General features: G+C 74.5%; 21 protein-coding genes. 12 read left to right on the top strand and 9 right to left on the bottom strand.

Annotation, left to right across the window (positions count from 1 at the left end):
• Window positions 1-38 precede the first annotated feature (38 nt).
• On the bottom strand, window positions 39-1112 hold the full coding sequence (locus tag ACI784_RS14015; RefSeq protein ID WP_457013875.1) for a nitrilase-related carbon-nitrogen hydrolase: 1074 nt from the start codon (window positions 1110-1112) through the stop codon (window positions 39-41).
• A 126-nt stretch (window positions 1113-1238) separates the two neighbouring features.
• Here ACI784_RS14015 and ACI784_RS14020 point away from each other — a divergent pair, with 126 nt between their 5' ends.
• From ACI784_RS14020 to ACI784_RS14035, 4 genes are all read left to right on the top strand, one after another.
• Window positions 1239-1751 carry a DinB family protein gene (locus ACI784_RS14020; protein ID WP_457013876.1) on the top strand — a complete coding sequence of 171 codons (513 nt, stop codon included), beginning with the start codon at window positions 1239-1241 and terminating at the stop codon, window positions 1749-1751.
• 87 nt (window positions 1752-1838) lie between these two features.
• The gene (locus ACI784_RS14025; RefSeq protein WP_457013877.1) at window positions 1839-2642 is read left to right on the top strand and encodes an MBL fold metallo-hydrolase; all 804 of its coding nucleotides are present in this window, start codon (window positions 1839-1841) and stop codon (window positions 2640-2642) included.
• Window positions 2643-3047: 405 nt separating this feature from the next.
• Window positions 3048-3206 carry a helix-turn-helix domain-containing protein gene (locus tag ACI784_RS14030; RefSeq protein ID WP_456923713.1) on the top strand — a complete coding sequence of 53 codons (159 nt, stop codon included), beginning with the start codon at window positions 3048-3050 and terminating at the stop codon, window positions 3204-3206.
• A 138-nt stretch (window positions 3207-3344) separates the two neighbouring features.
• A complete protein-coding gene (locus ACI784_RS14035; protein WP_456923714.1) occupies window positions 3345-4316 on the top strand; it encodes a quinone oxidoreductase family protein in 972 nt (323 codons plus the stop codon).
• Window positions 4317-4360: 44 nt separating this feature from the next.
• On the opposite strand, the gene ACI784_RS14040 is transcribed toward ACI784_RS14035, so the two are convergent.
• The 6 genes from ACI784_RS14040 to ACI784_RS14065 all read right to left on the bottom strand — a co-directional run bounded on the left by ACI784_RS14040 (window position 4361) and on the right by ACI784_RS14065 (window position 12167).
• Window positions 4361-5317 (bottom strand): VWA domain-containing protein, encoded by a 957-nt coding sequence (locus tag ACI784_RS14040; RefSeq protein ID WP_457013878.1) that lies wholly within the window; start codon window positions 5315-5317, stop codon window positions 4361-4363.
• Window positions 5314-6342, bottom strand: coding sequence for a DUF58 domain-containing protein (locus tag ACI784_RS14045; protein ID WP_456923716.1), 1029 nt, complete (start codon window positions 6340-6342; stop codon window positions 5314-5316). The genes ACI784_RS14040 and ACI784_RS14045 overlap by 4 nt, the downstream gene beginning before the upstream one ends.
• Window positions 6339-7655: an AAA family ATPase gene (locus tag ACI784_RS14050; RefSeq protein ID WP_456923717.1), complete on the bottom strand. Its 1317-nt coding sequence runs from the start codon at window positions 7653-7655 to the stop codon at window positions 6339-6341. Before ACI784_RS14050 ends, ACI784_RS14045 begins: the two co-directional genes overlap by 4 nt.
• 239 nt (window positions 7656-7894) lie before the next feature.
• Window positions 7895-9262 carry a C40 family peptidase gene (locus ACI784_RS14055; RefSeq protein WP_457013879.1) on the bottom strand — a complete coding sequence of 456 codons (1368 nt, stop codon included), beginning with the start codon at window positions 9260-9262 and terminating at the stop codon, window positions 7895-7897.
• 117 nt (window positions 9263-9379) lie between these two features.
• Entirely contained in the window at window positions 9380-10915 is a 1536-nt protein-coding gene (locus ACI784_RS14060) for a long-chain-fatty-acid--CoA ligase (protein WP_456923720.1), read from the bottom strand.
• Window positions 10916-11033: 118 nt separating this feature from the next.
• Window positions 11034-12167 (bottom strand): response regulator transcription factor, encoded by a 1134-nt coding sequence (locus ACI784_RS14065; RefSeq protein ID WP_457013880.1) that lies wholly within the window; start codon window positions 12165-12167, stop codon window positions 11034-11036.
• 113 nt (window positions 12168-12280) lie between these two features.
• Between ACI784_RS14065 and ACI784_RS14070 the strand changes: the two genes are divergently transcribed.
• On the top strand, window positions 12281-12694 hold the full coding sequence (locus ACI784_RS14070; RefSeq protein WP_457013881.1) for a RidA family protein: 414 nt from the start codon (window positions 12281-12283) through the stop codon (window positions 12692-12694).
• A 53-nt stretch (window positions 12695-12747) separates the two neighbouring features.
• Complete coding sequence (locus ACI784_RS14075) at window positions 12748-14106, top strand: FAD-binding oxidoreductase (RefSeq protein WP_457013882.1); 1359 nt, start codon at window positions 12748-12750, stop codon at window positions 14104-14106.
• Window positions 14107-14153: 47 nt separating this feature from the next.
• Here ACI784_RS14075 and ACI784_RS14080 read toward each other — a convergent pair whose 3' ends face one another.
• Window positions 14154-14912, bottom strand: a complete 759-nt coding sequence (locus tag ACI784_RS14080; protein ID WP_456923724.1) for an SIR2 family NAD-dependent protein deacylase — start codon at window positions 14910-14912, stop codon at window positions 14154-14156.
• A gap of 143 nt (window positions 14913-15055) precedes the next feature.
• Between ACI784_RS14080 and ACI784_RS14085 the strand changes: the two genes are divergently transcribed.
• The 3 genes from ACI784_RS14085 to ACI784_RS14095 are packed head-to-tail and all read left to right on the top strand — an operon-like array spanning window position 15056 to window position 19391.
• Complete coding sequence (locus ACI784_RS14085; protein ID WP_457013883.1) at window positions 15056-17908, top strand: aconitate hydratase; 2853 nt, start codon at window positions 15056-15058, stop codon at window positions 17906-17908.
• On the top strand, window positions 17908-18669 hold the full coding sequence (locus ACI784_RS14090; RefSeq protein ID WP_456923726.1) for an SDR family oxidoreductase: 762 nt from the start codon (window positions 17908-17910) through the stop codon (window positions 18667-18669). Before ACI784_RS14085 ends, ACI784_RS14090 begins: the two co-directional genes overlap by 1 nt.
• Entirely contained in the window at window positions 18666-19391 is a 726-nt protein-coding gene (locus ACI784_RS14095) for a sirohydrochlorin chelatase (RefSeq protein ID WP_457013884.1), read from the top strand. Before ACI784_RS14090 ends, ACI784_RS14095 begins: the two co-directional genes overlap by 4 nt.
• A gap of 11 nt (window positions 19392-19402) precedes the next feature.
• On the opposite strand, the gene ACI784_RS14100 is transcribed toward ACI784_RS14095, so the two are convergent.
• The gene (locus ACI784_RS14100; protein ID WP_457013885.1) at window positions 19403-20296 is read right to left on the bottom strand and encodes an MBL fold metallo-hydrolase; all 894 of its coding nucleotides are present in this window, start codon (window positions 20294-20296) and stop codon (window positions 19403-19405) included.
• A gap of 116 nt (window positions 20297-20412) precedes the next feature.
• Between ACI784_RS14100 and ACI784_RS14105 the strand changes: the two genes are divergently transcribed.
• From ACI784_RS14105 to ACI784_RS14115, 3 genes are all read left to right on the top strand, one after another.
• Complete coding sequence (locus tag ACI784_RS14105; protein ID WP_456923729.1) at window positions 20413-21207, top strand: helix-turn-helix domain-containing protein; 795 nt, start codon at window positions 20413-20415, stop codon at window positions 21205-21207.
• Between the two features lie 70 nt (window positions 21208-21277).
• On the top strand, window positions 21278-22729 hold the full coding sequence (locus tag ACI784_RS14110) for a purine-cytosine permease family protein (protein WP_457013886.1): 1452 nt from the start codon (window positions 21278-21280) through the stop codon (window positions 22727-22729).
• 76 nt (window positions 22730-22805) lie between these two features.
• A complete protein-coding gene (locus ACI784_RS14115) occupies window positions 22806-23534 on the top strand; it encodes a hypothetical protein (protein WP_457013887.1) in 729 nt (242 codons plus the stop codon).
• Window positions 23535-23583: the final 49 nt, after the last annotated feature.

Consider the following 23583-nt stretch of genomic DNA (forward strand, 5'->3'; position numbering starts at 1 on the left):
CCAGGGACGCGGGCGACGCGCGGCCTCGACCGGGGGGCTCAGGAACCCCGGGCCGGGTCCACCCACACCCCCCGCTCGACCATCAGTGCGATCTGGCGGGCGATGACCTGCTCGCGGAACTCCGCGTGGGTGAACGGCGCCCGGTCGGCGTAGAGGTTGGGCGGGTAGACCGAGTCGCGGTACACGAGCTGGTAGAGCTCGGTCCGGAGGTCCTTCACCCAGTTGTCCCACTGGGCGTGGGTCCGGAAGTGCCGCAGCGCCCCGATGTCGATGGTGCCCGCGACGTAGGACGACCCGGAGCCGTACAGGTGCTGCCCGACGATCCGGCCCCGGTAGTCGATGACCATCGACCGGCCGCCGAAGGTGTCGATCGGGTCCTGCGACTCCGGCTGCAGGTAGTACGTCGCCAGGTTCGGGGCGACGACGTAGAAGTTGTTGTCCAGTGCCCGCGCCCGGCTCTGGATCTCGAAGAACTCGTTGCCCGTGTGCGGATGGGGGTAGGAGGCGCGGTAGACCACCTCGGCGCCGTTCATCGCCAGGCCTCGCGCGTTCTCCGGGTACGAGCCCTCGTTGGCCATCAGCACGCCCAGCCGGCCGATCTCGGTGTCGGCCACGGGGAAGAACGCGTCGAGGGTGAGCCCGTACAGCTCCACCCAGCGGTCCCACACGTCGTGCGGGGTCATCGAGTGCTCCACCGGGTAGAGCGTCGTCAGCTTGTGGTGCGTCAGGATCAGCTCCCCCCGCGGGTCGAGGGCGAACCCGACGTTGAAGAACCGGCCGGGGAAGGCCTCGTGCCGGGCCTTCGCCTGGGCCATCACGAAGGTGTCGTAGGTCCGGGCCAGGTCCCCGAGGAACTCCGTCTCCGGACCCGGGATGTCGATCGCGCAGTCGCGGGCGAAGGTCTCGTGGTCCAGGTCGAGCACCTCGTCGTTGAACGCCTGCAGGCCCCCCTCCGGGATGGCGACGAGCCGCACCGGCAGCTCCAGGCTCGACAGCCACGAGGCCGCCTTGAACAGGTGGGCGATGTGCTCCAGGTTGCGGCCGATGTCCGCGCGCGTGCGGATGCCACGCACCGCGGGGACCAGGCCGACGGCGGTGTACGGCTCGATCATCGGCCGAGTGTGGCACCGGACAGGGCCCTGACCGGTGCCGCCGATCGCCGCCGTCCGGACTCCCGTCGGGCACCGGCTGCCCCTAGCGTCGGCACCGACCCACCGGAGGACGACGGAGGCGATCCCATGACCGGCACGACCACCCTCACCCGCGAGCGGGCCGACCTGATCGAGTCGCTGCGGCGGCACCGGTCCTTCCTCCGGTTCACCGTCCGCGACCTGACCGACGAGCAGGCGCAACGGCGGCCGACCGTCAGCGCGCTCAACCTCGCCGGGCTGATCAAGCACGTGGCGGCCACGGAGGCGGGCTGGGCCCGGTTCGCCGAGGGTGGCGCCGAGGCGATGCACCGCAACTGGGGCCCCGACGTCCAGACCCGGCACTGGCACCTGGCTCCCGGGGAGACGCTGGCCGGCGTGCTCGCCGAGTACGAGGAGGTCGCGCGGCACACCGACGAGCTCGTGGCCGGCTTCCCCGACCTGGACGCCGAGCACGCGCTGCCCGAGGCGCCGTGGTTCGAGGCGGGCGCCCGCTGGTCGGCGCGGCGGGTGTTCCTGCACATCATCGCGGAGACCGCCCAGCACGCCGGCCACGCCGACATCCTGCGGGAGGCCATCGACGGCCAGAAGACGATGGGCTGATCCGGCAGCACACCCGAGCCGGTCCGGCTGGCCGTCGTCGCCGACCTGCGGGAACGTCGTCACAGGCACCGCGGGGAGGGGGGACTCATGAGGGTCGGCGACATCGACGTCCACCCGATCGCCGACGGCACCTTCCGCGCCAGTCCCGGTTACTTCGGGGAGCACGTCACCGCGCACGGCCACGAGGACCTCTTCGACCGGCACGGCCAGGCGTGGCTGCCGATCGGGTGCTTCCTCGTCCGGACCGGCTCGCACGTGGTCCTGGTCGACACGGGCCTGGGCCCCGACCTGCACGACGACGGCCCGCGGAGACTGCTCGTCGGCGGGCAGCTCATCACCGGGCTGTGCGCCGCCGGGGTGGGTCCGGAGGACGTCGACGTCGTCATCTGCACCCACCTGCACCTCGACCACTGCGGGTGGCTCTTCGACCTGGCCGGCCGGCCGGTCTTCCCGCGGGCCCAGCTCTGGTTCGGCGCGGCCAACTGGCAGCACTTCGTGCTCGACCCGCAGAGCCGGATGCTCGACCACATCCGGCACGGGATGCGATCCACGGACAGCGCCCGCATCCACCTCGTCGGCGACGACACCACCGTCGTCCCCGGCGTCGACCTCACGCCGACCCCCGGGCACACCCCGGGCCACCTGTCGGTCATCGTGTCCTCCGGGGTGCACCGGGCGCTGCTCCTCGGCGACGCGATCACCTGCCCCCAGCAGCTGGACGAACCGTCGTGGCACGCTCTGGGCGACCTCGACCCCCGGCTCGCCGCCGAGGTCCGGGCCCGCCTGTTCCGGGAACTCGAGGACGAGCACACCTACGGGGCCGGCGCCCACTTCCCCGAGCTCCGGTTCGGCCGGGTCCTGGCCGGTGAGATGCGCCGGTGGATCGGCTGAGCCCCCGACGGGGCTGACGCACCGGACCCGACGGCCACCCACCCCGTCCCCGGCGGCGCACGGTCAACTAGTGACGAGCGGGACCGGTTCGTCTCGTCCTCCGGTGTCCTCGCGGCGGCCGGGCCCTTCCCCTTACGGTCGGTGTCAGCACAGACGCACACCGTCGCCAGCGGCCAGCTGGCCTCGTGTCCCGTTGACCACCCCCCCGAGAGGTACGACGTGTCCCTTCCCCAGCGCTCCCCCGCTCCGACCGTCCTCCGTCCGGCCGCCTACGGCCCGCCGCTGCGGACCCGGCCCGCCGTGCCCGTCCCCGTGGCCGTGCGGCCGGGACCGGCACAGCCGACGGCTGTCCGCCCGCCGGCGGCTGGACGCCCTGCACCGCGCGCCGCGATCAGCTTCCTGACCGTGGCCGAGGTGGCGGCGATCATGCGCGTGTCCAAGATGACCGTGTACCGCCTCGTGCACGGCGGAGAGCTGGCGGCCGTGCGCGTCGGCCGGTCCTTCCGGGTCCCCGAGCCGGCGGTGCGCGAGTACCTGACCGGCGCCCGCACCGACGTCGCGTGACGACGGGACCCACCCGCGGGCGAGCGTGGACCGAGGGCACGCTGACCTCTCGGCGGGCCCTCCGACGCCCTCCGGGACGGACGTCCCAGTCACCGTCCCGGCGACGCGAGGCGGGCGTCACGCCCTAGCCTCCCCTGCATGCGTGCCGTGCAGATCACCCGCTTCGGCGGGCCCGAGGTCCTCGACGTCGTCGACCTGCCCGACCCCGTCCCCGGCGACGGCCAGCAGCTGTTCGACGTCTCCTCCGCCGGCGTGAACTTCGCCGACACCCACCAGATCGAGGACAGCTACCTCGCGCCGCAACAGCTGCCGCTGGTCCCCGGCGCGGAGTTCGTCGGGACGCCGGCCGGCGGCGGGCCGCGGGTGGTCGGGCTGCTCGACGGTGGCGGGTACGCGGAGAAGGTGGCCGCCCATCCCCGGCTCACCTGGGAGGTGCCCGACGGCGTCACCGACGAGCAGGCGCTGGCCGTCGTCCTCCAGGGAGCGACCGCCTGGCACCTGCTGCGCACCAGCGCGCACCTGGCCACCGGGGAGACCGTCGTGGTGGTCGCCGGCGCCGGCGGGGTCGGCTCGCTGGCGATCCAGCTGGCCCGCCGGTGGGGCGCCGGCCGGGTCATCGCCACCGCCTCCAGCGCGGAGAAGCGGGCCCTGACCGAGCGGCTCGGCGCCGACGCGAGCGTCGACCCCGCCCTCGCCGACGACGACCCGAAGGCCTTCACCGCCGCGCTGCGCGAGGCCAACGGCGGCAAGCCGGTGGACGTCGTCCTGGAGATGACCGGTGGCAACGTCTTCGCCGGCTCCCTGTCGGCGCTGGCCCCCTTCGGCCGGCTGGTCACGTACGGCATGGCCGCGCGCCAGGAGACCCGCGCGGTGCCGCCGGGGGCGCTGCTGCAGAGGAGCCGCGCCGTCATCGGGTTCTGGCTGGCCCACTGCATGGCCCGGCCGCACATGATGGACGCCGCGCTGAGCGAGCTGCTGCCGCTGGTCGCCGACGGGTCGATCCAGCCCATCGCCGGGGGCCGCTACCCGCTGACCGCCGTCCGGGAGGCCCACCAGGACCTGCTCGCCCGCCGCACCACCGGCAAGCTCACGCTCGATCCCGCGCGCTGACGCGGAGTCGCTGGAGTGCGGGGACCGCTCTCCAGCGACTGCTCTCACACGATGCGGTTGGTCCAGAGCAGGCTGAGGACGAGGCCCACCAGGGCCGCGAGCACGCCGCCGCGGACGAACCAGTAGCTGACGTCGCGGGGCTCGGTGGTGTAGCCGATCTGGCTGCCGAGGTCCTCGTAGACCTGCTCGAGCTCCGCGGCGCTGGCCGCCTCGCTGTAGCTGCCCCCGGTCTCGTCGGCGACCCGCTCCAGCGTCTCGCGGTCCACCGGCACGGGGACCCGCTCGCCGTCGAGGTCGAGGGTGCCGTAGTCGGTGCCGAACGCGATGGTGGAGACCGGGATGCCCGCGTCGACGGCGGCGTCGATGGCCTGGGTGTCGTCGCGGCCCACGGTGTTGTAGCCGTCGGAGAGCAGCACGATCCGCGCCGGCGGCAGCTCCTCCTCCGACGAGTCCAGCGCCGCCTGGTAGTTCTGGATCGCCGTCAGCGAGGTGAACACCGCCTCGCCGATCGCGGTCGACTCGGCCAGGTCGAGGTTGTCGATCGCGGCACGCACCTGCCCGCGGTCGGTGGTCGGCGTGACCACGGTGGTCGCCGTCCCGGCGAAGGACACCAGCCCGAGGTTGATCCGCGGCGGCAGGACGTCGACGAACTCCTTGGCCGCCTCCTGCATCGCCTGGAACCGGCTCGGCTCGATGTCGGTGGCCTGCATCGACAGCGACACGTCGACGGCCATGACCACCGTGGCCCGCTCCCGCGGCACCCGGACCTCGGTGGAGGGGACGGCGAGCGACACCAGCAGCGCGACCATCCCGAGCGCGACCAGGGCGAAGGCCAGGTGCCGCCGCCACCCGGGCCGCTTGGGCACCAGCGTGTCGAGCAGCGCGACGTTGGTGAACCGGGCCGCGTAGGCCTTGCGGCGCAGTTGCAGCACCACGTACAGCGCGACGAGGGCCACGACGGCGAGCACGGCGAGCAGCCACAGCGGGGCCTGGAAGGTCATCGGACGGCTCCTCCGCTGCCGGCACGCCGGCGCTCGGCGACGAACCGGACGACGTCCATCAGCCAGTCGCGGTCCGTGCGCAGCTGCAGGTGCCCGGCGCCGGCCCGGCGCAGCGCCGCGGCGATCTCCCGGCGCTGGGCGGCGGCGCCGGCGGCGAACCGGGCGCGGAACTCCGCGTTGCCGGTCGGCACCTCCAGCGTCTGCCCGCTCTCCGGGTCGACGACGGTGAGCAGCCCGACGTCGGGCAGCTCCAGCTCCCGGGGGTCGACCACCTCGATGGCCAGCAGCTCGTGCCGCGCGGACAGGCCGCGGAGCGGACGCTCCCAGTCGGCGGGGCCCCGCGCGTCAGAACCCAGGAAGTCCGACACGACGACGACGAGGCCCCGCCGCCGCTGCGGCCGGCGCAGCGACTCGAGCGCGGCGGCGAGGTCGCCGCGGCGCCCGCCCGACGCCCGCGGGGTGGCGACGACGGCGCGCAGCAGCCGGTCGGCGGCCAGCCGGCCCGAACCCGCCGGGTAGCGGTCGAGCCGCTCGCCGGTGGTGACCACGGCGCCGAGGCGGTTGCCGCCCCGGACGGTCAGGTGGCTCACCGCGGCCAGGCCGGCGATCGCCAGGTCGCGCTTCTGGCACAGGGCGGTGCCGAAGTCGAGGCTGGCCGAGAGGTCCACGACCGCCCACGTCTCCAGCTCGCGGTCGGCGATCGTCTCGCGGACGTGCGGCACCAGGGTGCGCGCCGTGACCGGCCAGTCCATCCGCCGGACGTCGTCGCCGGGGTGGTAGGTGCGGGAGTCGCCGGCTTCGCTGCCCGAACCAGGGACCAGCCCCAGGTGGTCGCCCTGCAGCAGCCCGTCGAGGCGTCGCCGGATGGTCAGCTCCAGCCGCTGCAGCAGGACGTCGGCCGGGCCCTCGGCGAAGTGCGGCGGTGCGCCGTCACCGGCCCCCGGGTCGATGCCGCTGCCGGGCGTCGGTGCGCGCCCCGGCGGCCCCGGGTCCGCGGTGTCCGCCGTGCGGCGACGGAGGATCACGCCGGCGCGGACCCGCGTGCGTAGCCGTTGGGGGCGGAGCCGGCCTCACCCTGCGGCGCGCTGCCCGGCTGCCCCTGGGGAGCCGGGTGACCCTGCGGGCCGTTCGGGCCCTGCGCACCGGCCGGACCGGGGCCGAACTGCGGCACCGGCTGGCCCTGCGGCGGGCCGAACTGCGGAGCGGGCTGGCCCGGAGCGAACGGTGGCTGGCCCTGCGGCGGACCGAACTGCGGCACGGCCGGCCCACCCGGGACGCCCGGGCCGAAGCCGCCGGCCCGCTGCCTCGGGGTGACCTGCGGCAGAGGCACCGTCTGCAGGATCCGCTTGACCACGTGGTCGGCGGGCACGCCGTCGGCCAGGGCGTCGTAGGAGAGCACCAGGCGGTGGCGGAGCACGTCGGCGGTGACGTCGAGGACGTCCTGCGGGAGCACGTAGTCCCGGCCGCGGACCAGCGCCAGCGCCCGGCTGGCGGCGATCAGCCCCAGGGAGGCGCGCGGGCTGGCGCCGTAGGAGACCCACGAGGCGACGTCCTCCATGCCGTGCTCGCGCGGCGCGCGGGTGGCCACCACCAGGCGGACGACGTAGTCGACCAGCGCGTGGTGGACGAACACCTGCGAGGCGGTGCGCTGCATCCGCAGCAGGTCGGCCGGCCCGAGGACGGTCTCGGCCACCGGCGGGGTCGACCCCATCCGGTAGACGATCTCCCGCTCCTCCTCGGGGCTCGGGTAGTCCACGAGCACCTTCATGAGGAAGCGGTCGCGCTGTGCCTCGGGCAGCGGGTAGACGCCCTCGGACTCGATCGGGTTCTGCGTGGCCAGCACGAGGAAGGGGTCGGGCAGCGGGTGGGTGACCCCGCCGATGGAGACCTGCCGCTCGGCCATGACCTCCAGCAGCGCCGACTGCACCTTGGCCGGCGCGCGGTTGATCTCGTCGGTGAGGACGAAGTTGGCGAACACCGGGCCGAGTTCGGTGGCGAAGGTGTCCTGGCCGGCCTTGTAGATGCGGGTGCCGATGATGTCGGCCGGCACCAGGTCGGGGGTGAACTGCAGGCGGGCGAACCTGCCGCCGACGACGGTGGCGAGCGTCTCCACCGCGAGGGTCTTGGCCACCCCGGGCACGCCTTCGAGCAGCACGTGGCCGCGGGCGAGCAGGGCGACGAGCATCCGCTCGACCAGCCGGTCCTGGCCGACGATGACCCGCTTGATCTCGAACAGCACCCGCTCCAGGCGGGCCGCGTCGGCCGACGGCGGGACCGGCTGGCCGGCGGCGGTCGCGCCGGCAGGCTGCTCGAGGGGGGTGCTGGCGGCGCTGGTCACGCGGTCTCCTCGCTGGGGATCGTCCCGTCGGAGAGCCAGTGTCCTACACGGACCTGGACGGCTCCTGGACGTCCGCCATCCGCTCTCGCCGGGCGAGCCGCCGGCCCCGTGGATCCGCCACGCCGACCGTCCGCGTGGCGTGTGCACACCCCTGCCCGCGGGCACTCCAGGCTGCTAGCCTCGATCCTGCGTCGGGCAGCTCCCCCCGTGGCTGCCCGACGCCCTTCTGCCCAGCGGTCTCAGCCGGTCGGGCGCACGGCTCCGTAGTAGTTCGAGCCGAACCACATCGACGAGATCCGGACGACGTCGCCGCTCTGCGGGGCCTGGATCACCTGACCGCCACCGATGTAGAGCGCCACGTGGTAGATCGAGGTGTAGGCCGAGCCGGTGGCCCAGAACACCAGGTCCCCGGCCTGCAGGTCCGAGGCCGCCACGGTCCGGTCGCGGAACCGCCACCACTGGTCCCGGCTGGTGCTGCCGATGGGGATGCCGGCCTGGGCGTAGGCGTACTCGGTCAGGCCCGAGCAGTCGAAGCCGAAGACCGCGGTGTCCGGCGTGATGCCGTAGGACGGGCCCCGGCTGTTGCCGCCGCCCCAGCTGTAGGGCAGCCCGCGCTGGGACTTCGCCGCGGCGATCGCGATCTGCACGGCCGACCCGGTGGGCGTCCCGGCCGTGGTGTCCGCGGTGGGCTTGGCCGAGGTCCCCGACGACGAGCCGCCGGACGACGAGCCGCCGGACGACGAGCCGCCCGAACTCGCGGACGACGAGCCGGCCGAGTTCCCGGACGACGACGGCGTGGTGGCCGGCGGGCGGGAGCGCGCCGCCTCGGCTGCCGCGGCGGCCGCGGCAGCGGCGTCCCGGGCACCCTCGGCGCCGTAGAGGGCCTCCTGCGCCGCGGCGAGCTCGGCCTCCAGGGTGACCCGCTGCTCGGCCAGGGCCGCGGTCTGGGCGCGGGCGGAGACCTCCTGCTGCTGGGCGGCGGCCAGGGCCTCCCCCGCCGAGGTCTGCAGCTCGGTGGCCTCCAGCACCGCCTGCGTGGCCGCGTCCTCGGCGGCGGTGGCCTGCTCCTCGAGGACGGTCAGCTCGGCGACGACGTCCACGCGGTGGGAGCCGGCGGCGTCCAGGAGGGCCGCCCGCTCCACCAGCTGGCCCGGGCCCTCGGCGCTGAGGAGCGCCGCCGCCCCGGGCGCGGTGCTGCCCTGCATGTAGCTCGACCGCGCGAAGGCGACCACCTGGGCGCGGCCGCGCGCCAGGTCGGCCTCCGCCTCGGCGGCGGCCTCGGCCGCGGCGTCGGCCGCGCTCTGCGCCTCCTCCTGCGCGGCGCGGCGCTCCTCGTACTCCTGCAGCGCGATCTGGGCGGCCTGGTGCGCCGCGTCGGCGGCGGCCTCGGCCTCGGCCAGCTGCGCGCTGAGCGCGCCGGCCCGCGCCGCGGCGGCGTCGCGCTCGCTGCGCGCGGCCGCGACCGCGTCGTCCCCCGGGGTGGCCAGCGCCGTCCCCGGTGCCAGGCCGACGACCACGAGCGCGGCGGCCGCCGTCCCGACACCGCGGAGCCAGCGGGGGCCCCTGACCCTCGCCCGGCCCTGCTCCGTTCGCGCTGCGCTGTCCACGAACCGACCCCTCTTCGACCCTGCGCCGACGCGCCCCGGAGGGCGCTTCCTGGTGCGGGGATCGACCCGGCCGGGGAGGGGGTTGAGGGGGTCCTCCCCCGGCCGGGTGATGTCGGGTCAGTTCACCTGACGGTCCGATGTGGACCAGAACGCCTCGCGCAGCTTGAACTTCTGGATCTTCCCGGTGGCGGTGCGGGCCAGCTCGTCGGCGAACTCCACCCGCTTGGGCGCCTTGTAGGTGGCGATCCGCTGCCGGCAGTGGGCGATGATCTCCTCCGCCGTCGCCGACTGGCCCTCGGCCAGGACGACGATCGCGGTCACCATCTCCCCCCACTTGTCGTCGGGGACGCCGATGACCGCGACCTCGGCGACCGCCGGGTGGCTGAAGACGGCGTCCTCCACCTCGATGGAGGAGACGTTCTCGCCACCGGTGATGATCACGTCCTTCTTGCGGTCGGAGATGGTGAGGTAGCCGCCCTCGTCGATCGTGCCGCCGTCCCCGGTGTGGAACCAGCCGCCCTCCAGCGCCTCGGCGGTGGCGTCGGGGTTCTCCCAGTAGCCGGCCAGGACCGTGTTGCCCTGGGCCAGCACCTCGCCGGACTCACTGGTCGTCAGCCGGGTGCCCAGCGCCGGCACCCCGGCCCGCGACAGCCGCTTGGCCCGCTCCTCCGGCGGCAGCCCGTCGTACTCCTCACGCGGGCGGTTGATGGTGAGCAGCGGCGCGGTCTCGGTGAGGCCGTAGATCTGGTTGAACTCCCAGCCGAGCTCGGCCTCGACGCGCGCGATGGTCCGCGAGGGCGGCGGGGCGCCGGCCACGATGATGCGCACCCGGTCGCGTCCCGGGATCTCCCCCTGCCACTCCGCGGCGGCGTCGAGTACGGCGTTCCACACCGCGGGCGCCCCGGCCATGACCGTGACACCGTGCTGCTCGACCCGGCGCAGGATCTCCGCGCCGTCCACCTTGCGCAGCACGACCTGGCGGGCGCCGAGGCCCGTCGTGGAGTACGGCAGCCCCCAGCCGTTGCAGTGGAACATCGGCAGCGTGTGCATGTAGACGTCGCGGTCGCTGATCTGCATGTGCATCGCGAAGGTGACGGCGTTGACCCACTCGTTGCGGTGGGTCATCTGCACGCCCTTGGGCCGGGCCGTCGTCCCGCTCGTGTAGTTGATGGTCGCGGTGGCGTCCTCGTCCGGTTCCGACCACGGCCGCGGCTCGGTGTCGAAGCGCAGCAGCTGCTCGTACTCCTCGCCGGTCGTGAACTTGTGCTCGGCCTCCACGCTCTTGAGCGCCGGCTCCAGCTCCGGGTCGACCAGCAGCACGCGCGCGCCGCAGTGGCCGACGATGTAGCTCACCTCCTCCGGCTGCAGCCGGAAGTTGACCGGGACGGCGACCCGCCCCGACGACGGGACCGCCAGCAGGCACTCCAGCAGCCGGCCGGCGTTGTGGCTGACGATCGCCACCCGCTCCCCCTCGCCCACCCCGAGCGCGTCGAGCCCGGCCTGCAGGGCCCGCCCGCGCCGGGCCACCTCGCGGTAGGTGAGCTCACCGGTGGACGGCGCCGGCTGGTTGGGCTCGTCGACGATGCCGACCCGGTCGCCGTAGACGAGCTCGGCGCGGTCCAGGAAGTCTCGGGTGGTCAAGGGCACGTGCATGTCGGGCTCCCCGGTGCTGTGGCCGTCCCCGGGAGCCGGGGGTCAGCCGCTCGACGTGGTCCCCGTCACGCTAGCCGGACCGGGCCGGTCAGGCAGCGCCCCCGCTCCCGGTCCGCGGTCAGGCGGGGTCGCGGAACCAGCCCGACGGCCCCGGCTCCCGGCCCGCCGCCAGCCGGGGGGCGTACTGGTCGAAGAACACCCGCGCGGTCAGCTCGCGGCGGCTGCGGACGCCGACCTTGGCGAAGACCGCCTTGAGGTGGTCCTGCACGGTGTAGGCCGACAGGTGCAGCGCCGCCGCGATGCCGCTGGTGTCCACCCCTTGCAGCACGAGCTGGACGACGTCCCGCTCGCGTGGCGTGAGGCCGAAGGCGGCCACGACCAGGGGCACGATCTCCGGCGGCCGCGCCTCCTCGATGGTCACGACGACGTCGGACGCCGTGCCGTCGCGGGACACCAGCCGCGAGGCGTGCGCGACCACCCAGTGCCCCGACCGCGTGCGCAGCCGCACCCGCGGCACCATGGGCTGTCCGTCGGCGGCGCCCCGCCGGGCGGCGCCCACCAGGCTGAGCAGGGCCAGCGGCAGCGGCTCCTCCCCCAGCGGCCCGCCGCCCAGCTCGGCGACCTGCGCCGCGGCGCCGACGCTGGCCGAGGCGAGCTCGCCGTCGGCCCCCAGCACGAGCACCGCCGGCCCGTCGACGGGGGCGGCGCCGTCGACCGCAGCGGCCGCCAGCAGCCCGCTGCGCAGGCCGGTGGCCAGGGTCGAGCCGATGCTGCTGAGGAACTCCTGCTCCGGCGGGTTGAAGGCGGCAGCCGGGCCGTCGCGGAACAGCGCGAGGAAGCCCCAGGTGGTGCCGTCGACGGTGAGCGCGGCGCGCATCTCGTCGTCGAGGTCCCAGTGGCGCCGGATGAACCGGGAGAAGCGGGGCGAGAGGTCCGGCCGGCCCTCGGTCGCCGTCCGCAGCCCCAGCACCCGGCCGGGCCGCTGGTTCACCTGCAGGAACGCCGACGGGTCGGGCACCTCGTACTCGAAGTGCGCCCACTCGTCGTCGTGGTGGTCGTCGAACACCGCCTTCACGGTGCCGGTGACCAGGCCGGTCGCGGGGTCGGCGGTCGCGAAGCACGCCGCCGCGAACGGCACCGCCCGGGACAGCACCTCGAGCGCCGACTGCGCGAAGGTGGGCGCGTCGAGCCCGCTGGCGGCCAGGCCGCCCACCTGCGCCCGCACCCGTTCGGTGATCATGCTGCTGGTCACGGCGGACAGTGTGGGGGCGGGCAGCCACCTGCGGGTATCCCAGCGATCTGGGGGTGGAACTCCCCAGCGGGCTGGGATGGGCACGCGGTCCGCCCGCCGCCAGGTTCGTCGGCATGACGACCACTCCCGCCGCTCCGGTCGAGCGGATCAACCCCACCCCCTGGAGCGCGGCCTTCGGCTTCGACCAGGCCCAGCTGCGACCCGCGCCGTCCCGCCTGCTGACCGTCGCCGGACAGGGCTCCGTCGACGAGACCGGCGCCCTCCTGCACGAGGACGACGCGGCCGCCCAGCTCGCGCTCGCCGTCGCCAACCTGGAGGCGGTGCTCGCGGCCGGCGGCATGGACCTCGCCGACGTGCTGCGGCTGACGGTCTACGCCGCCGACGTCGACGCCGTCCTCGCCGCCTACGACGTCCTCGTCGAGCGGCTGGCCCGCGCCGGGGCGACCCCGCCGACCACGCTCGTCGGCGTCGCCCGCCTGGCCCTGCCGGGCATGCTCGTCGAGCTCGAGGCGAGCGCCGGCCGATGACCCTCTCCTCCCGCCTCCGCCGCCGTCCCGCCTCGACCTCCCTGGAGTCCCCCATGACCACCGTCCGCACCCTCGACCTGTCCGGCCTCGCCGCCCGCGTCACCGGGCCCGTCCTCCGTCCCGGTGACGCCGGCTTCGACGCCGAGGTCGCCGGCTTCAACCTCGCCCATCCCCCGCGCCCGGCGGTGGTCGTCGGCGCCACCGGCCCCGAGGACGTCGCCGCGGCCGTCCGGTGGGCCGCCGACGCCGGTCTCGGGGTGACCGTCCAGGCGACCGGTCACGGGCTGGTCGACGACCTGGCCGGCACGCTGCTCGTCACCACCTCGCGGATGACGGACGTGACCGTCGACCCGGCCGCCCGCACCGCACGGGCCGCCGCCGGCGTCCGCTGGCGGCAGGTCATCGACGCCGCCGCGCCGCACGGCCTCGCCCCGCTGTCCGGGTCGTCGTCGGGCGTCGGCGTCGTCGGCTACACCCTCGGCGGCGGGCTCGGCCCCCTGGGCCGCCGGTACGGCTTCGCCGCCGACGCCGTCCGCCGGGTGCAGCTGGTCACGGCCGACGGCGCGATCACGACCGTCGACGCCGCGAGCGACCCCGACCTGTTCTGGGCGCTGCGCGGCGGCAAGGGCGCCTTCGGCGTCGTCACCGAGCTGGAGTTCGACCTGGTGCCCGTCGCCGGCCTGCACGGTGGCGGCCTCTTCTTCCCCGGCTCCGCGGCCGCCGACGTGCTCCACGCCTGGCGGGAGTGGACCGCCGCCCTCCCCGAGGAGACGAGCACGTCGGTCGCCGTCCTGCGGATGCCGCCGGACCCGGCGCTGCCCGAGCCGCTGCGCGGGCAGACCGTCGTGCACCTGCGGTTCGCCCACCTGGGCCCGGCGGCGGAGGGTGCCGCCCTGCTCGCACCGATGCGGGCGGTGGCGCCCGTGCTGGTGGACACCGTCGGCGACCTGCCCCTCGCTGCCGTCGACGCGATCCACATGGACCCGACCGAGCCGATGCCCACCCACGACCGCGGCACGCTGCTGCGGGAGCTGCCCGCCGAGGCGGTCGACGCCCTGCTGGCCGTGGCCGGTCCGGACGTCGACGTGCCGCTGGTGATGGTCGAGCTGCGGCTGCTGGGCGGAGCGCTGGCTCGGCCGGCCGCCGTCCCGAACGCGGTCGCCGGGCGGGATGCCGCCGTCTCCTGCTGGGCGCTGGGCCTCATGGCCGGCCCGCTCACCGAGGTGGTGCCCGCGGTCGCCGCCTCGCTCGTCGAGCGGCTGGCCCCGTGGTCGACGGGCCGGTCGCTGCTCAACTTCCGCGGCACGCCCGGCCCCGGCGGGGTGTGGGACGACGCCGATCTCGGCCGGCTGCGGACCGTCCGCGACCGGGTCGACCCGCGCGGGCTGTTCGCCGCCGGTTCCGCGCTCTGAGCACGCGCCGCGACCGCGGTCCGGCCCCGACGGGGGCCGGGCCGCGGTCAGCGCGCGACCAGCCGCGGCAGCGCGGTGCCGATCGGCTCGCGGACGACGAGGTCGGCGAGGTCGTCGTAGGGCGTCGGCTGGGCGTTGACGACGACGATCCGGGCGCCGGCGTCCGCGGCGAGGTCGGTCAGGCCCGCGGCGGGGTGCACGGTCAGCGAGGTGCCGACGGCCAGGAAGACGTCGCAGTCGGTGGCGGCCGCGACGGCGGCCTCGACGACGGCGGGGTCGAGCGCCTGGCCGAAGCTGACCGTCGCCGACTTGAGGATGCCGCCGCAGCGCAGGCACGCCGGGTCGGGCTCGCCGGCGTCGACCCGGGCCAGGGCCTGCTCCATCGTCGTCCGGTCGTGGCAGGACAGGCACTCGACCTCGTGCACGGTGCCGTGCAGCTCGTGGACCAGCTCCGGCGAGGACCCGGCGGCCTGGTGGAGGCCGTCGATGTTCTGGGTGAGCAGGCCGCGCAGCCGGCCCTGCCGCTCCAGGTCGACCAGGGCGCGGTGGCCGGCGTTGGGGTGGACGTCACCGACCTGCAGGTCGCGGCGCATCAGCCAGGCCCGGCGCCGGATGTCGGGGTCGGCGACGTAGTACGACAGCGTGACGAGCTTCTCGGCGTCCGGGTCCCGGGTCCAGACGCCGTTCGGACCGCGGTAGTCGGGGATGCCGCTGTCGGTGGAGATGCCCGCGCCGGTGAGCACGGTGACCCGCTCGGCGGCGGTCAGCCAGGCGGGCAGCGGCTCGGGCACGGCGCCGGTCGTCACGCCGTCCACCGTAGGAGCGGGCACCGCCGGCCTACCCCCCGGAGCAGGCAAGGGTCGCCTCACCTGCGCGCGGCCGGCGGGCGGCTGGGATGATCGGGGGTGGCAAGCAGCGCGACAGACCAGCGAGGGGTAGGCGCAGAGACGTGGCAGCCAGCAAGGACAGCTTCGGGGCACGGGCGACGCTGAGCGTCGACGGCACCGACTACGACATCTACCGGCTCGACGCGGTGGAGGGCTCCGAGAAGCTGCCCTTCAGCCTGAAGGTCCTCCTCGAGAACCTGCTGCGCACCGAGGACGGCGCGGACATCACCGCCGACCACATCCGTGCGCTGGCGAGCTGGGACCCGAACGCCGAGCCGGACCAGGAGATCCAGTTCACCCCGGCGCGCGTGGTGATGCAGGACTTCACCGGCGTGCCCTGCATCGTCGACCTCGCCACGATGCGCGAGGCCATGGCCGAGATCGGCGGCGACCCGAGCAAGATCAACCCGCTCGCCCCGGCCGAGCTGGTCATCGACCACTCGGTGATCGCCGACGTCTTCGGCACCCCGGACTCCTTCGAGCGCAACGTCGAGATCGAGTACCAGCGCAACGGCGAGCGCTACCAGTTCCTGCGCTGGGGCCAGGGCGCCTTCAACGACTTCAAGGTCGTCCCCCCGGGCATGGGCATCGTCCACCAGGTCAACATCGAGCACCTGGCCCGCGTGGTGTTCCCGCGCCAGGAGGGCGACCGCGTCGTCGCCTACCCCGACACCTGCGTGGGCACCGACTCGCACACCACGATGGTCAACGGCCTGGGCGTGCTGGGCTGGGGCGTCGGCGGCATCGAGGCCGAGGCCGCGATGCTCGGCCAGCCGGTCTCGATGCTCATCCCGCGGGTCGTCGGCTTCAAGCTGACCGGTCAGCTGCCCGACGGCTCCACCGCGACCGACCTGGTCCTCACCATCACCGAGATGCTGCGGCAGCACGGCGTCGTCGGGAAGTTCGTCGAGTTCTACGGCGAGGGCGTCTCGGCGGTGCCGCTGGCCAACCGCGCCACGATCGGCAACATGAGCCCGGAGTTCGGCTCCACCGCGGCGATGTTCCCCATCGACCAGGAGACCATCGACTACCTGAAGCTGACCGGCCGCTCGGCCGAGCAGGTGGCGCTCGTCGAGGCCTACGCCAAGGAGCAGGGCCTCTGGCACGACGCCTCACGCGAGCCGTCGTTCTCCGAGTACCTCGAGCTCGACCTCGCGACCGTCGTCCCCTCCATCGCCGGCCCCAAGCGGCCGCAGGACCGCGTGTCGCTGTCCGACGCCAAGGCCTCCTTCCGGCAGGCGCTGCCCACGTACGCGCCGATCGACGAGATGCAGAAGGACGACGACGACGCCCCGCGTGACGCCGGCTCCGCCGTCGACGAAGCCGTCGAGGAGACCTTCCCCGCGTCCGACCCGGCGAGCCCCTTCGCGCACGGCAACGGCGAGGAGGGCAAGCCGCACCACGCCGTCGTCCCCACCCCGACCGGTGAGCGCGCCTCCAAGCCGACCAAGGTCGTGCTGGAGGACGGCACCGAGACCTTCGTCGACCACGGCCACGTGGTGATCGCGGCGATCACCTCGTGCACCAACACGTCGAACCCTCAGGTCATGATCGGCGCCGGGCTGCTGGCCAAGAAGGCCGTCGAGGCGGGCCTGGAGAGCAAGCCCTGGGTGAAGACGACGCTGGCGCCCGGCTCGAAGGTGGTCACGGACTACTACGAGAAGGCCAACCTCACCCCGTACCTGGAGAAGCTGGGCTTCTTCCTGGTCGGGTACGGCTGCACCACCTGCATCGGCAACTCCGGCCCGCTCCCGGAGCCGGTGTCGGCCGCGGTCAACGAGGCCGACCTCGCCGTCGTCTCGGTGCTGTCGGGCAACCGCAACTTCGAGGGCCGGATCAACCCCGACGTCAAGATGAACTACCTGGCCAGCCCGCCGCTGGTGATCGCCTACGCGCTGGCCGGCTCGATGGACGTCGACATCACCTCCGAGCCGCTGGGCAAGGGCAAGGACGGGCAGGACGTGTACCTGCGCGACATCTGGCCCTCGCCGCAGGAGGTCCAGCGGGTCATCGACGAGGCCGTCTCCGCGGAGCAGTTCGGCCGCAGCTACGAGGACGTCTTCGCCGGCACCGAGCAGTGGCAGAACCTGCCCACGCCCACCGGTGACACCTTCGACTGGGCCCCGGAGAGCACCTACGTCCGGAAGCCCCCGTACTTCGAGGGCATGCCGGAGACGCCGGCCCCGGTGCAGGACATCACCGGCGCCCGCACCCTCGCGGTGCTCGGCGACTCGGTGACCACCGACCACATCTCGCCGGCCGGCTCGATCAAGGCGGACAGCCCGGCCGGGAAGTACCTGAGCGAGCACGGCGTCGAGCGGCGCGACTTCAACTCCTACGGCTCCCGGCGCGGGAACCACGAGGTGATGATCCGCGGCACGTTCGCCAACATCCGGCTGCGCAACCTGCTCGTGCCCGGCACCGAGGGTGGCGTCACCAAGAACCACCTCACCGGTGAGACGACGACGATCTACGACGCGTCGGTCGCCTACCAGGAGCAGGGCATCCCGCTGGTCGTCCTGGCCGGCAAGGAGTACGGCTCGGGCTCGTCGCGTGACTGGGCGGCCAAGGGCACCGCGCTGCTGGGCGTCAAGGCCGTCATCGCCGAGAGCTACGAGCGCATCCACCGCTCCAACCTCATCGGCATGGGCGTGCTGCCGCTGCAGTTCCCCCAGGGCCAGGACCGCGAGTCGCTCGGCCTGACCGGCGACGAGGAGTTCACGATCACCGGCATCACCGCGCTCAACGACGGCGAGACGCCGCGCACGGTGAAGGTGACGGCGAAGGCATCGGACGGTCAGACGACCGAGTTCGACGCCGTCGTCCGCATCGACACCCCCGGTGAGGCGAACTACTACCGCAACGGCGGGATCATGCAGTACGTCCTGCGCTCGCTGCGGGGCTCCGCCAACTGATGGACCTGGGCCTGGGCGGTCGCGGGTACCTGCTCACCGGCGCGAGCCGGGGGCTGGGGTTCGCGGCCGCCCGGGCCCTGGTCGACGACGGCGCCCGGGTGCTGGTGAGTTCCCGCTCCGCCGACTCCGTCGCCGCGGCCGCCGAGCAACTCGGGGGTCCACCGGCGGCGTACGGCGAGGCCGCGGACCTCGCCGACGCCGGCGCCGCCGACCGGCTGGTCGATGCCGCCCTCGACCGCCTCGGCGAGGTGCACGGCGCGCTGGTCTCGGTCGGCGGCCCGGCGCCGGGCAGCGTCCTCGGCACCGCCGAGGAGGACTGGCGGGACGGCGTCGAGAGCCTGCTGCTCGGCCCGCTGCGGCTGGTGAAGGCCCTCGTCCCGCACCTGCGCGAGGGTGCGGCGATCGGCTTCGTGCTCTCCACCTCGGTGCGCCAGCCCCTGGAGGGCCTGGCGGTGTCCAACGGGCTGCGGCCGGGGATCGCCATGACGGCGAAGGGGCTGTCCGACGAGCTGGGCCCGCGCGGGATCCGCGTGGTCGGCCTGCTCCCCGGCGCGACCGAGACCGACCGGGTCCTCGAGATCGACTCGCGGCAGCCCGACCCCGACGCCGCCCGCCGTGCGACCGAGGCGTCGATCCCGTTGCGGCGGTACGCGCGCCCGGAGGAGTTCGGCCGCGTCGCCGCGTTCCTCCTCTCCCCCGCCGCCTCCTACGTCACCGGGACGATGGTCCCCGTGGACGGCGGCCGGCTGCGCGGGCCGTGAGCGAGCCGGCCGGCGCTCCCCCCGTGCTGGTCGCCTGCGCGCACGGCACCCGCAACCCCACCGGCCGCCGGCTGATCGCCGAGCTCGCCCTCGCCGCCCGCGCGCTGCGCCCCGGGCTGACGACCACGGCGGCGTTCGTCGACGTCCAGCCCCCGACGGTGGCCGACGTCGTCGGCGAGCTGCGGGCCGCCGGCCGCCCCGCGGTCGTCGTGCCCCTGCTGCTGTCCGGCGGCTACCACGTGCACGTGGACATCGCGCGGGCCGTCGAGGGCGGCGCGGGCGCGGTGGCCGCCCGGCCGCTCGGACCCGACCCGCGGCTGGCCGAGGTCCTCGTCGACCGGCTGCTGGCGGCCGGCGCCGACCCGCGGGACCCGCGCACCGCGGTGGTGCTGGCGGCCGCCGGCTCGAGCGACCCGCGCTCGGTCGCCGACGTCGAGGACACCGCCGCCCTCCTGCAGCGGTCCTGGGCCGGCCCGGTCACCACCGGCTACGGCTCCGCAGCCCGGCCGACCGTCGCCGACGCGGTGACCGCCGCCCGCCGGGCCGGCGCCGGACGGGTCGTCGTCGCGGCCTACCTGCTGGCGCCCGGCCACTTCCACGACAGGCTCGCCGGCACCGGCACCGGCGCCGACACCGTCACCGCTCCCCTGCTGCCCGACGAGCGGATCGCGGCCGTGCTCCTGGACCGCTACGACGCCGTCGCCTCGTCCGTGGAGGTCTGACGCCCCCGGGCTCAGCCCCGGTGGAGTCGCTCGGCGACGTCCGGCGCCACGAGGATGGAGAAGCGGTCGAACACCGCCTCGGTGACCGTCTCCCCGATGCAGTCGCTGGCGCTCCGCACCGCCGCGCCCCCGGTCAGCAGCCGGTCGAAGCCGTCGCTGATCTCCTGCAGCAGGTACGGCGCCGCCGTCGTGCGCCCGAAGTGGTTGACCGCCACCATCGACACCTCGTCCTTGAGGTCGGCCAGCCGCGCGGCGCTCTTGGCGAAGGTCTCGACGTCGGAGTCGTGGAACTGGGCGTAGATGGGCCCGGTGTTGATGGTGTCGCCGCCGAAGAGGATGCCGGACCGGTCGTCGAGCAGGCAGATGCTGTCGCCCGAGTGGCCGGGTGTGTGCAGCACCCGCAGCTCGCGGCCGCCCAGGTCGACCACGTCGCCGTCGGCGAGCGTGCGCGTCGGCGGCTGCGGGGCGATCTCCCACGCCATGGGGTCGAAGCCGGCAGGGAGGGGCCGCGGCACGCTGTCGGCGTCGAAGAGGTGGAAGTACCGCTCGTCGGCGTCGCGTACCGCCTGCGCCGCCCGCACCAGCTCCTCGGCGTAGTGCAGGTACTGCTGGAGGACCTCGCGGGGCACGGGCTCGACGAGCAGGGCGGCGCCGGCCTCGTGGATCGCGGTGTCCTCGAACTCGTGGTTCCCGCCGACGTGGTCGAAGTGGTAGTGGGTGTTCACCACCGACACCGGCAGGGCGGTCAGCTCCTCCACGACCGGCCGCACTCGCGCGATCCCCAGCCCGGTGTCGAGCAGGACCGCACGCTCGGCGCCCTCGATCAGCCACATGTTGACGTGCGACGGCTCCGCGATGCTCCACACTCCTGCGGAGACCTGCCGTGCCTCGTGCCAGGACGCCATCGTGGCGCCTCCCTCCCAGGAGTCGGTGTGCGGACGCTCGCAGGGGCTGCACCGTACGCTGACCTACAGTCGGACGGTAGGTCTGGGGACCTGCACGAGGGGCGGAGGAGGGCGACGTGACCGCGAGCCGGCCCGGCCCCTACACCGTCGGCGAGGTGGCGGCCGCAGCCGGCGTGAGCCCGCAGACGATCCGCGAGTGGGAACGCCGCGGCCTGCTGCGGGGGCAGCGCACCCCCGGAGGGCAGCGGCGTTTCGGGGAGCCCGCCCGCGCGGCGGCGCGCCAGCTGGCGGCGACGCGCCGGCGGACCGAGCAGGCGACCGCGCCTCCGTCTCCTCCGGAGGAGGGCCTCGAGATCGCGCGCACCGGCGCGCGGATCCGGGCCGCCCGCCTCAAGGCCGGGCTCAGCCAGAGCGAGGCGGCCGAGCGGATCGGCATCTCACGCTCCTTCCTCTCGACCGTGGAGCGGGGACAGTCCGGCGTCAGCGTGCACGTGCTCTCCGCCATGGCGGACGTCTTCGGCATCCCCATGGGCGAGTTCGGCCCGCCGGCCTCCCCGACCGCGGTGCTGCACCCCGACGAGCGCCCACGGACCGTCCTCGCCGGCGGCGTGACCTGGGAGGAGCTGGTGACCCCGGGCCGGGCGATGGAGCCCGCCCTCCTGCACGTGCCGGGCCGCGAGACCAGCGGCGGCCGGGTGACCCGCCCCGGGGAGACGTTCGTCTTCGTGCTCAGCGGCTCCCTCGTGTTCGAGGTCGAGGGCACGGACGCCGAGCTGGGGTTGTCCGACGGCGACGCGCTGATCATCGAGGCCGCCACGGCGTACGCCTGGCGGAACCCGTCGCCCGCCCCGGCGCGCTGCCTGTGGGTCGAGGAGGTGCCGAGGGCACGCCCGCGGAACGCCGGACGTTGACCTGCGTCACAGTCGGGTTGTAGCTTTCCGCGCCATCGCGCTTCCGCGCGGCAGCGTCGAGGAGGCTGGCATGACGTCGTCCGGGCACGACACCGAGGGCAACCGCGCGTTCGCGGTCGAGCAGCACGGCATCGACCACATCCCCGAGAACAGCCGCAACGCGACACCGCGCGAGATCTTCTTCACCTGGTTCGGCGCGAACGTGATCTTCACGTACATCGTCATCGGCGCGATCGTCGGTTCCCTCGGCCTGTCCCTGTGGCAGAGCCTGACCGTCGTCGTCCTGGGCAACCTCGCCTACGTCCTGGTCGGGCTGACCTCGATCGCCGGCCCACGCGCGGGGACGGCGATGCTCGCGGTCTCCCGGGGGGCGTTCGGCACCATCGGCAACCGCGTGCCCTCTGCCCTGAGCTGGCTGACCACCATCGGCTGGACGACGGTCAACATGGTCATCGGCACGCTGTCCCTCGTGACCCTCGCCGACCTCGTGGGGCTGGGCTCGGGCGCGGCAGTCGAGGTGGTCGCCCTCGTCCTCGTCACCGCGGCGACGGTCTCCGTCGCGATGCTGGGCCACGCCACGATCCTGCTGGTCAACACGGTGCTGTCGTTCGCCCTCGGCATCGGCACGCTGGTCCTGGGCGTCATGGTCGTCGCCGAGGCCGCGGGCAGCGGGACGAGCACCGGCGGGAACGCGTCGCTGGGCACCTGGCTGATCGCGTTCGCGGTGATCGCCGCCGCGCCGATGTCGTACGTCAACACCGGTGCGGACTACTCGCGCTACCTGCCCGTGGGCACCTCCGCCCGCACCGTCACCGCGGTGTCCGCGCTGGGCTCCTTCATCCCCGCGACGCTCATCGGCGGCATCGGCGTGCTGGCCGCGTCGGTCACCGACATGACCGACGCGATCGCCGGCCTGCAGAGCATCGTCCCGGAGGCCCTCCTGGTGGTGTACCTCGCCGTCGTCGTCGGGGGCACCATCACCAACAACTTCCTGAACACCTACTCGTCCGGGATGAGCCTGCTCGCGGTCGGCGTCTCGACCACGCGCACGCGGGCGACGGCGCTCAACATCGCGCTGGCCCTGGCCGTCACCTGCTACGTCGTCTTCTTCCGCGACTTCTCGGAGTTCCTGGTCGCCTTCCTCACCCTGATGATCGTGTGGAGCTCCTCGTGGTGCGGCGTCTTCCTGGCCGACATGCTGCTGCGCCGCAGCCGCTACGACGTCCGGGCCCTGCTGCAGCCCACCGGCGGCGCGTACTGGTACCGCGGCGGCTGGAACCTCGTCGCGGTGGGCTGGTTCCTCGCCGGCGTCCTCGCCTCCGCCCTGTTCGCGACCAGCTCGATCTGGACGGGACCACTCACCGCCTGGGTGGACGGCGGCGACCTCTCGATCTTCGCCGGACTCCTCGTGGGCGGAGTGGGCTACTACGTCCACGCCCGGGCGCGCGGGGTGGTCGGCGCACCCGCCGCCACCGGCGCCGCGGCGCGGGAGACCGGCGCCGCAACGGTCGAGCGCGCCTGACCGCCCGGAGCGGCGGCCGGCGCCCCGGTCGCCGCTCCGGGTTGTCCGACGAGGTCCGGCAGGCGACGCTCGGGGCATGGGTGCCGACGACGCCGTCTTCTTCGCCCGCCCGGAGGGAGAGCCCTCGCCGCTGGGCATCGCCCCGCGTCTGGCCGGCTGGATGGCGACCGGTCACCCCGACCAGGTGCACGTCCGGGCTTTCGTCACGCACGCCCAGCAACTGCTCGGCCCGGCCCCGGAGCAGGCGCAGCCCGCGGCCCTGCGCCTGGACGTCGGGCTGGCCGACGACGTCCGGATGCTCGACCAGTACGCGCTGAGCCACTACCTGGTCCCGCTGGTCGAGTGGCTGGGCCCGAACGGCGGGTGGGAGTTCGCCAGCGTGTGGGCCACGAAGGCACCGGGGAAGGACACCCTCCTGCGGCGCGGGGTCGCCGAGCCGGTGGAGCGCCCCGCCGGTGAGCGCACGTTCGTCGTCCGCACCAGCACCTCGGTCGGCTCGCCGGAGTACACGGCCCAGGTGCGCGAGCAGCTGGCGGGTGAGGAGGCGGTGACGGAGGGGCCGGTCAGCCTGCAGCTGTCGTTCTCGGTGCCCCCGGGGTGCAACTGGGCGGGGCTGTGGCAGCCCACGGTCGACGGCCTGGTGCCCGTCCTCGGCGCCGCCGGGGACGACCGGCCGGACGACCCGCGCGACGGGAGGGTGGTCGAGCTGGCCCTGCACCGGCGGGAGGACCCCGCGCTGGACCACGACGTCGTGATCACCGGGGTCGCCCGCACCCTGCCGGAGGACCGGCCCGCCACCGTCTGAGCGCGCTCGGGGAAGGCAGCAGCCTTGCTCCCCATCTTGCGGGTGCGCC

It is taken from the genome of Geodermatophilus sp. SYSU D01186, from assembly GCF_054050215.1.

What these genes read in the sequence shown, in the direction of transcription:
- ACI784_RS14015 (WP_457013875.1), bottom strand. Translation starts at nt 1,112, where the DNA reads ATGATCGAGCCGTACACCGCCGTCGGCCTGGTCCCCGCGGTGCGTGGC.
- ACI784_RS14075 (WP_457013882.1), top strand. Translation starts at nt 12,748, where the DNA reads ATGACCACCGTCCGCACCCTCGACCTGTCCGGCCTCGCCGCCCGCGTC.
- ACI784_RS14115 (WP_457013887.1), top strand. Translation starts at nt 22,806, where the DNA reads ATGGGTGCCGACGACGCCGTCTTCTTCGCCCGCCCGGAGGGAGAGCCC.
- ACI784_RS14070 (WP_457013881.1), top strand. Translation starts at nt 12,281, where the DNA reads ATGACGACCACTCCCGCCGCTCCGGTCGAGCGGATCAACCCCACCCCC.
- ACI784_RS14060 (WP_456923720.1), bottom strand. Translation starts at nt 10,915, where the DNA reads ATGCACGTGCCCTTGACCACCCGAGACTTCCTGGACCGCGCCGAGCTC.
- ACI784_RS14110 (WP_457013886.1), top strand. Translation starts at nt 21,278, where the DNA reads ATGACGTCGTCCGGGCACGACACCGAGGGCAACCGCGCGTTCGCGGTC.
- ACI784_RS14035 (WP_456923714.1), top strand. Translation starts at nt 3,345, where the DNA reads ATGCGTGCCGTGCAGATCACCCGCTTCGGCGGGCCCGAGGTCCTCGAC.
- ACI784_RS14090 (WP_456923726.1), top strand. Translation starts at nt 17,908, where the DNA reads ATGGACCTGGGCCTGGGCGGTCGCGGGTACCTGCTCACCGGCGCGAGC.
- ACI784_RS14025 (WP_457013877.1), top strand. Translation starts at nt 1,839, where the DNA reads ATGAGGGTCGGCGACATCGACGTCCACCCGATCGCCGACGGCACCTTC.
- ACI784_RS14020 (WP_457013876.1), top strand. Translation starts at nt 1,239, where the DNA reads ATGACCGGCACGACCACCCTCACCCGCGAGCGGGCCGACCTGATCGAG.
- ACI784_RS14100 (WP_457013885.1), bottom strand. Translation starts at nt 20,296, where the DNA reads ATGGCGTCCTGGCACGAGGCACGGCAGGTCTCCGCAGGAGTGTGGAGC.
- ACI784_RS14040 (WP_457013878.1), bottom strand. Translation starts at nt 5,317, where the DNA reads ATGACCTTCCAGGCCCCGCTGTGGCTGCTCGCCGTGCTCGCCGTCGTG.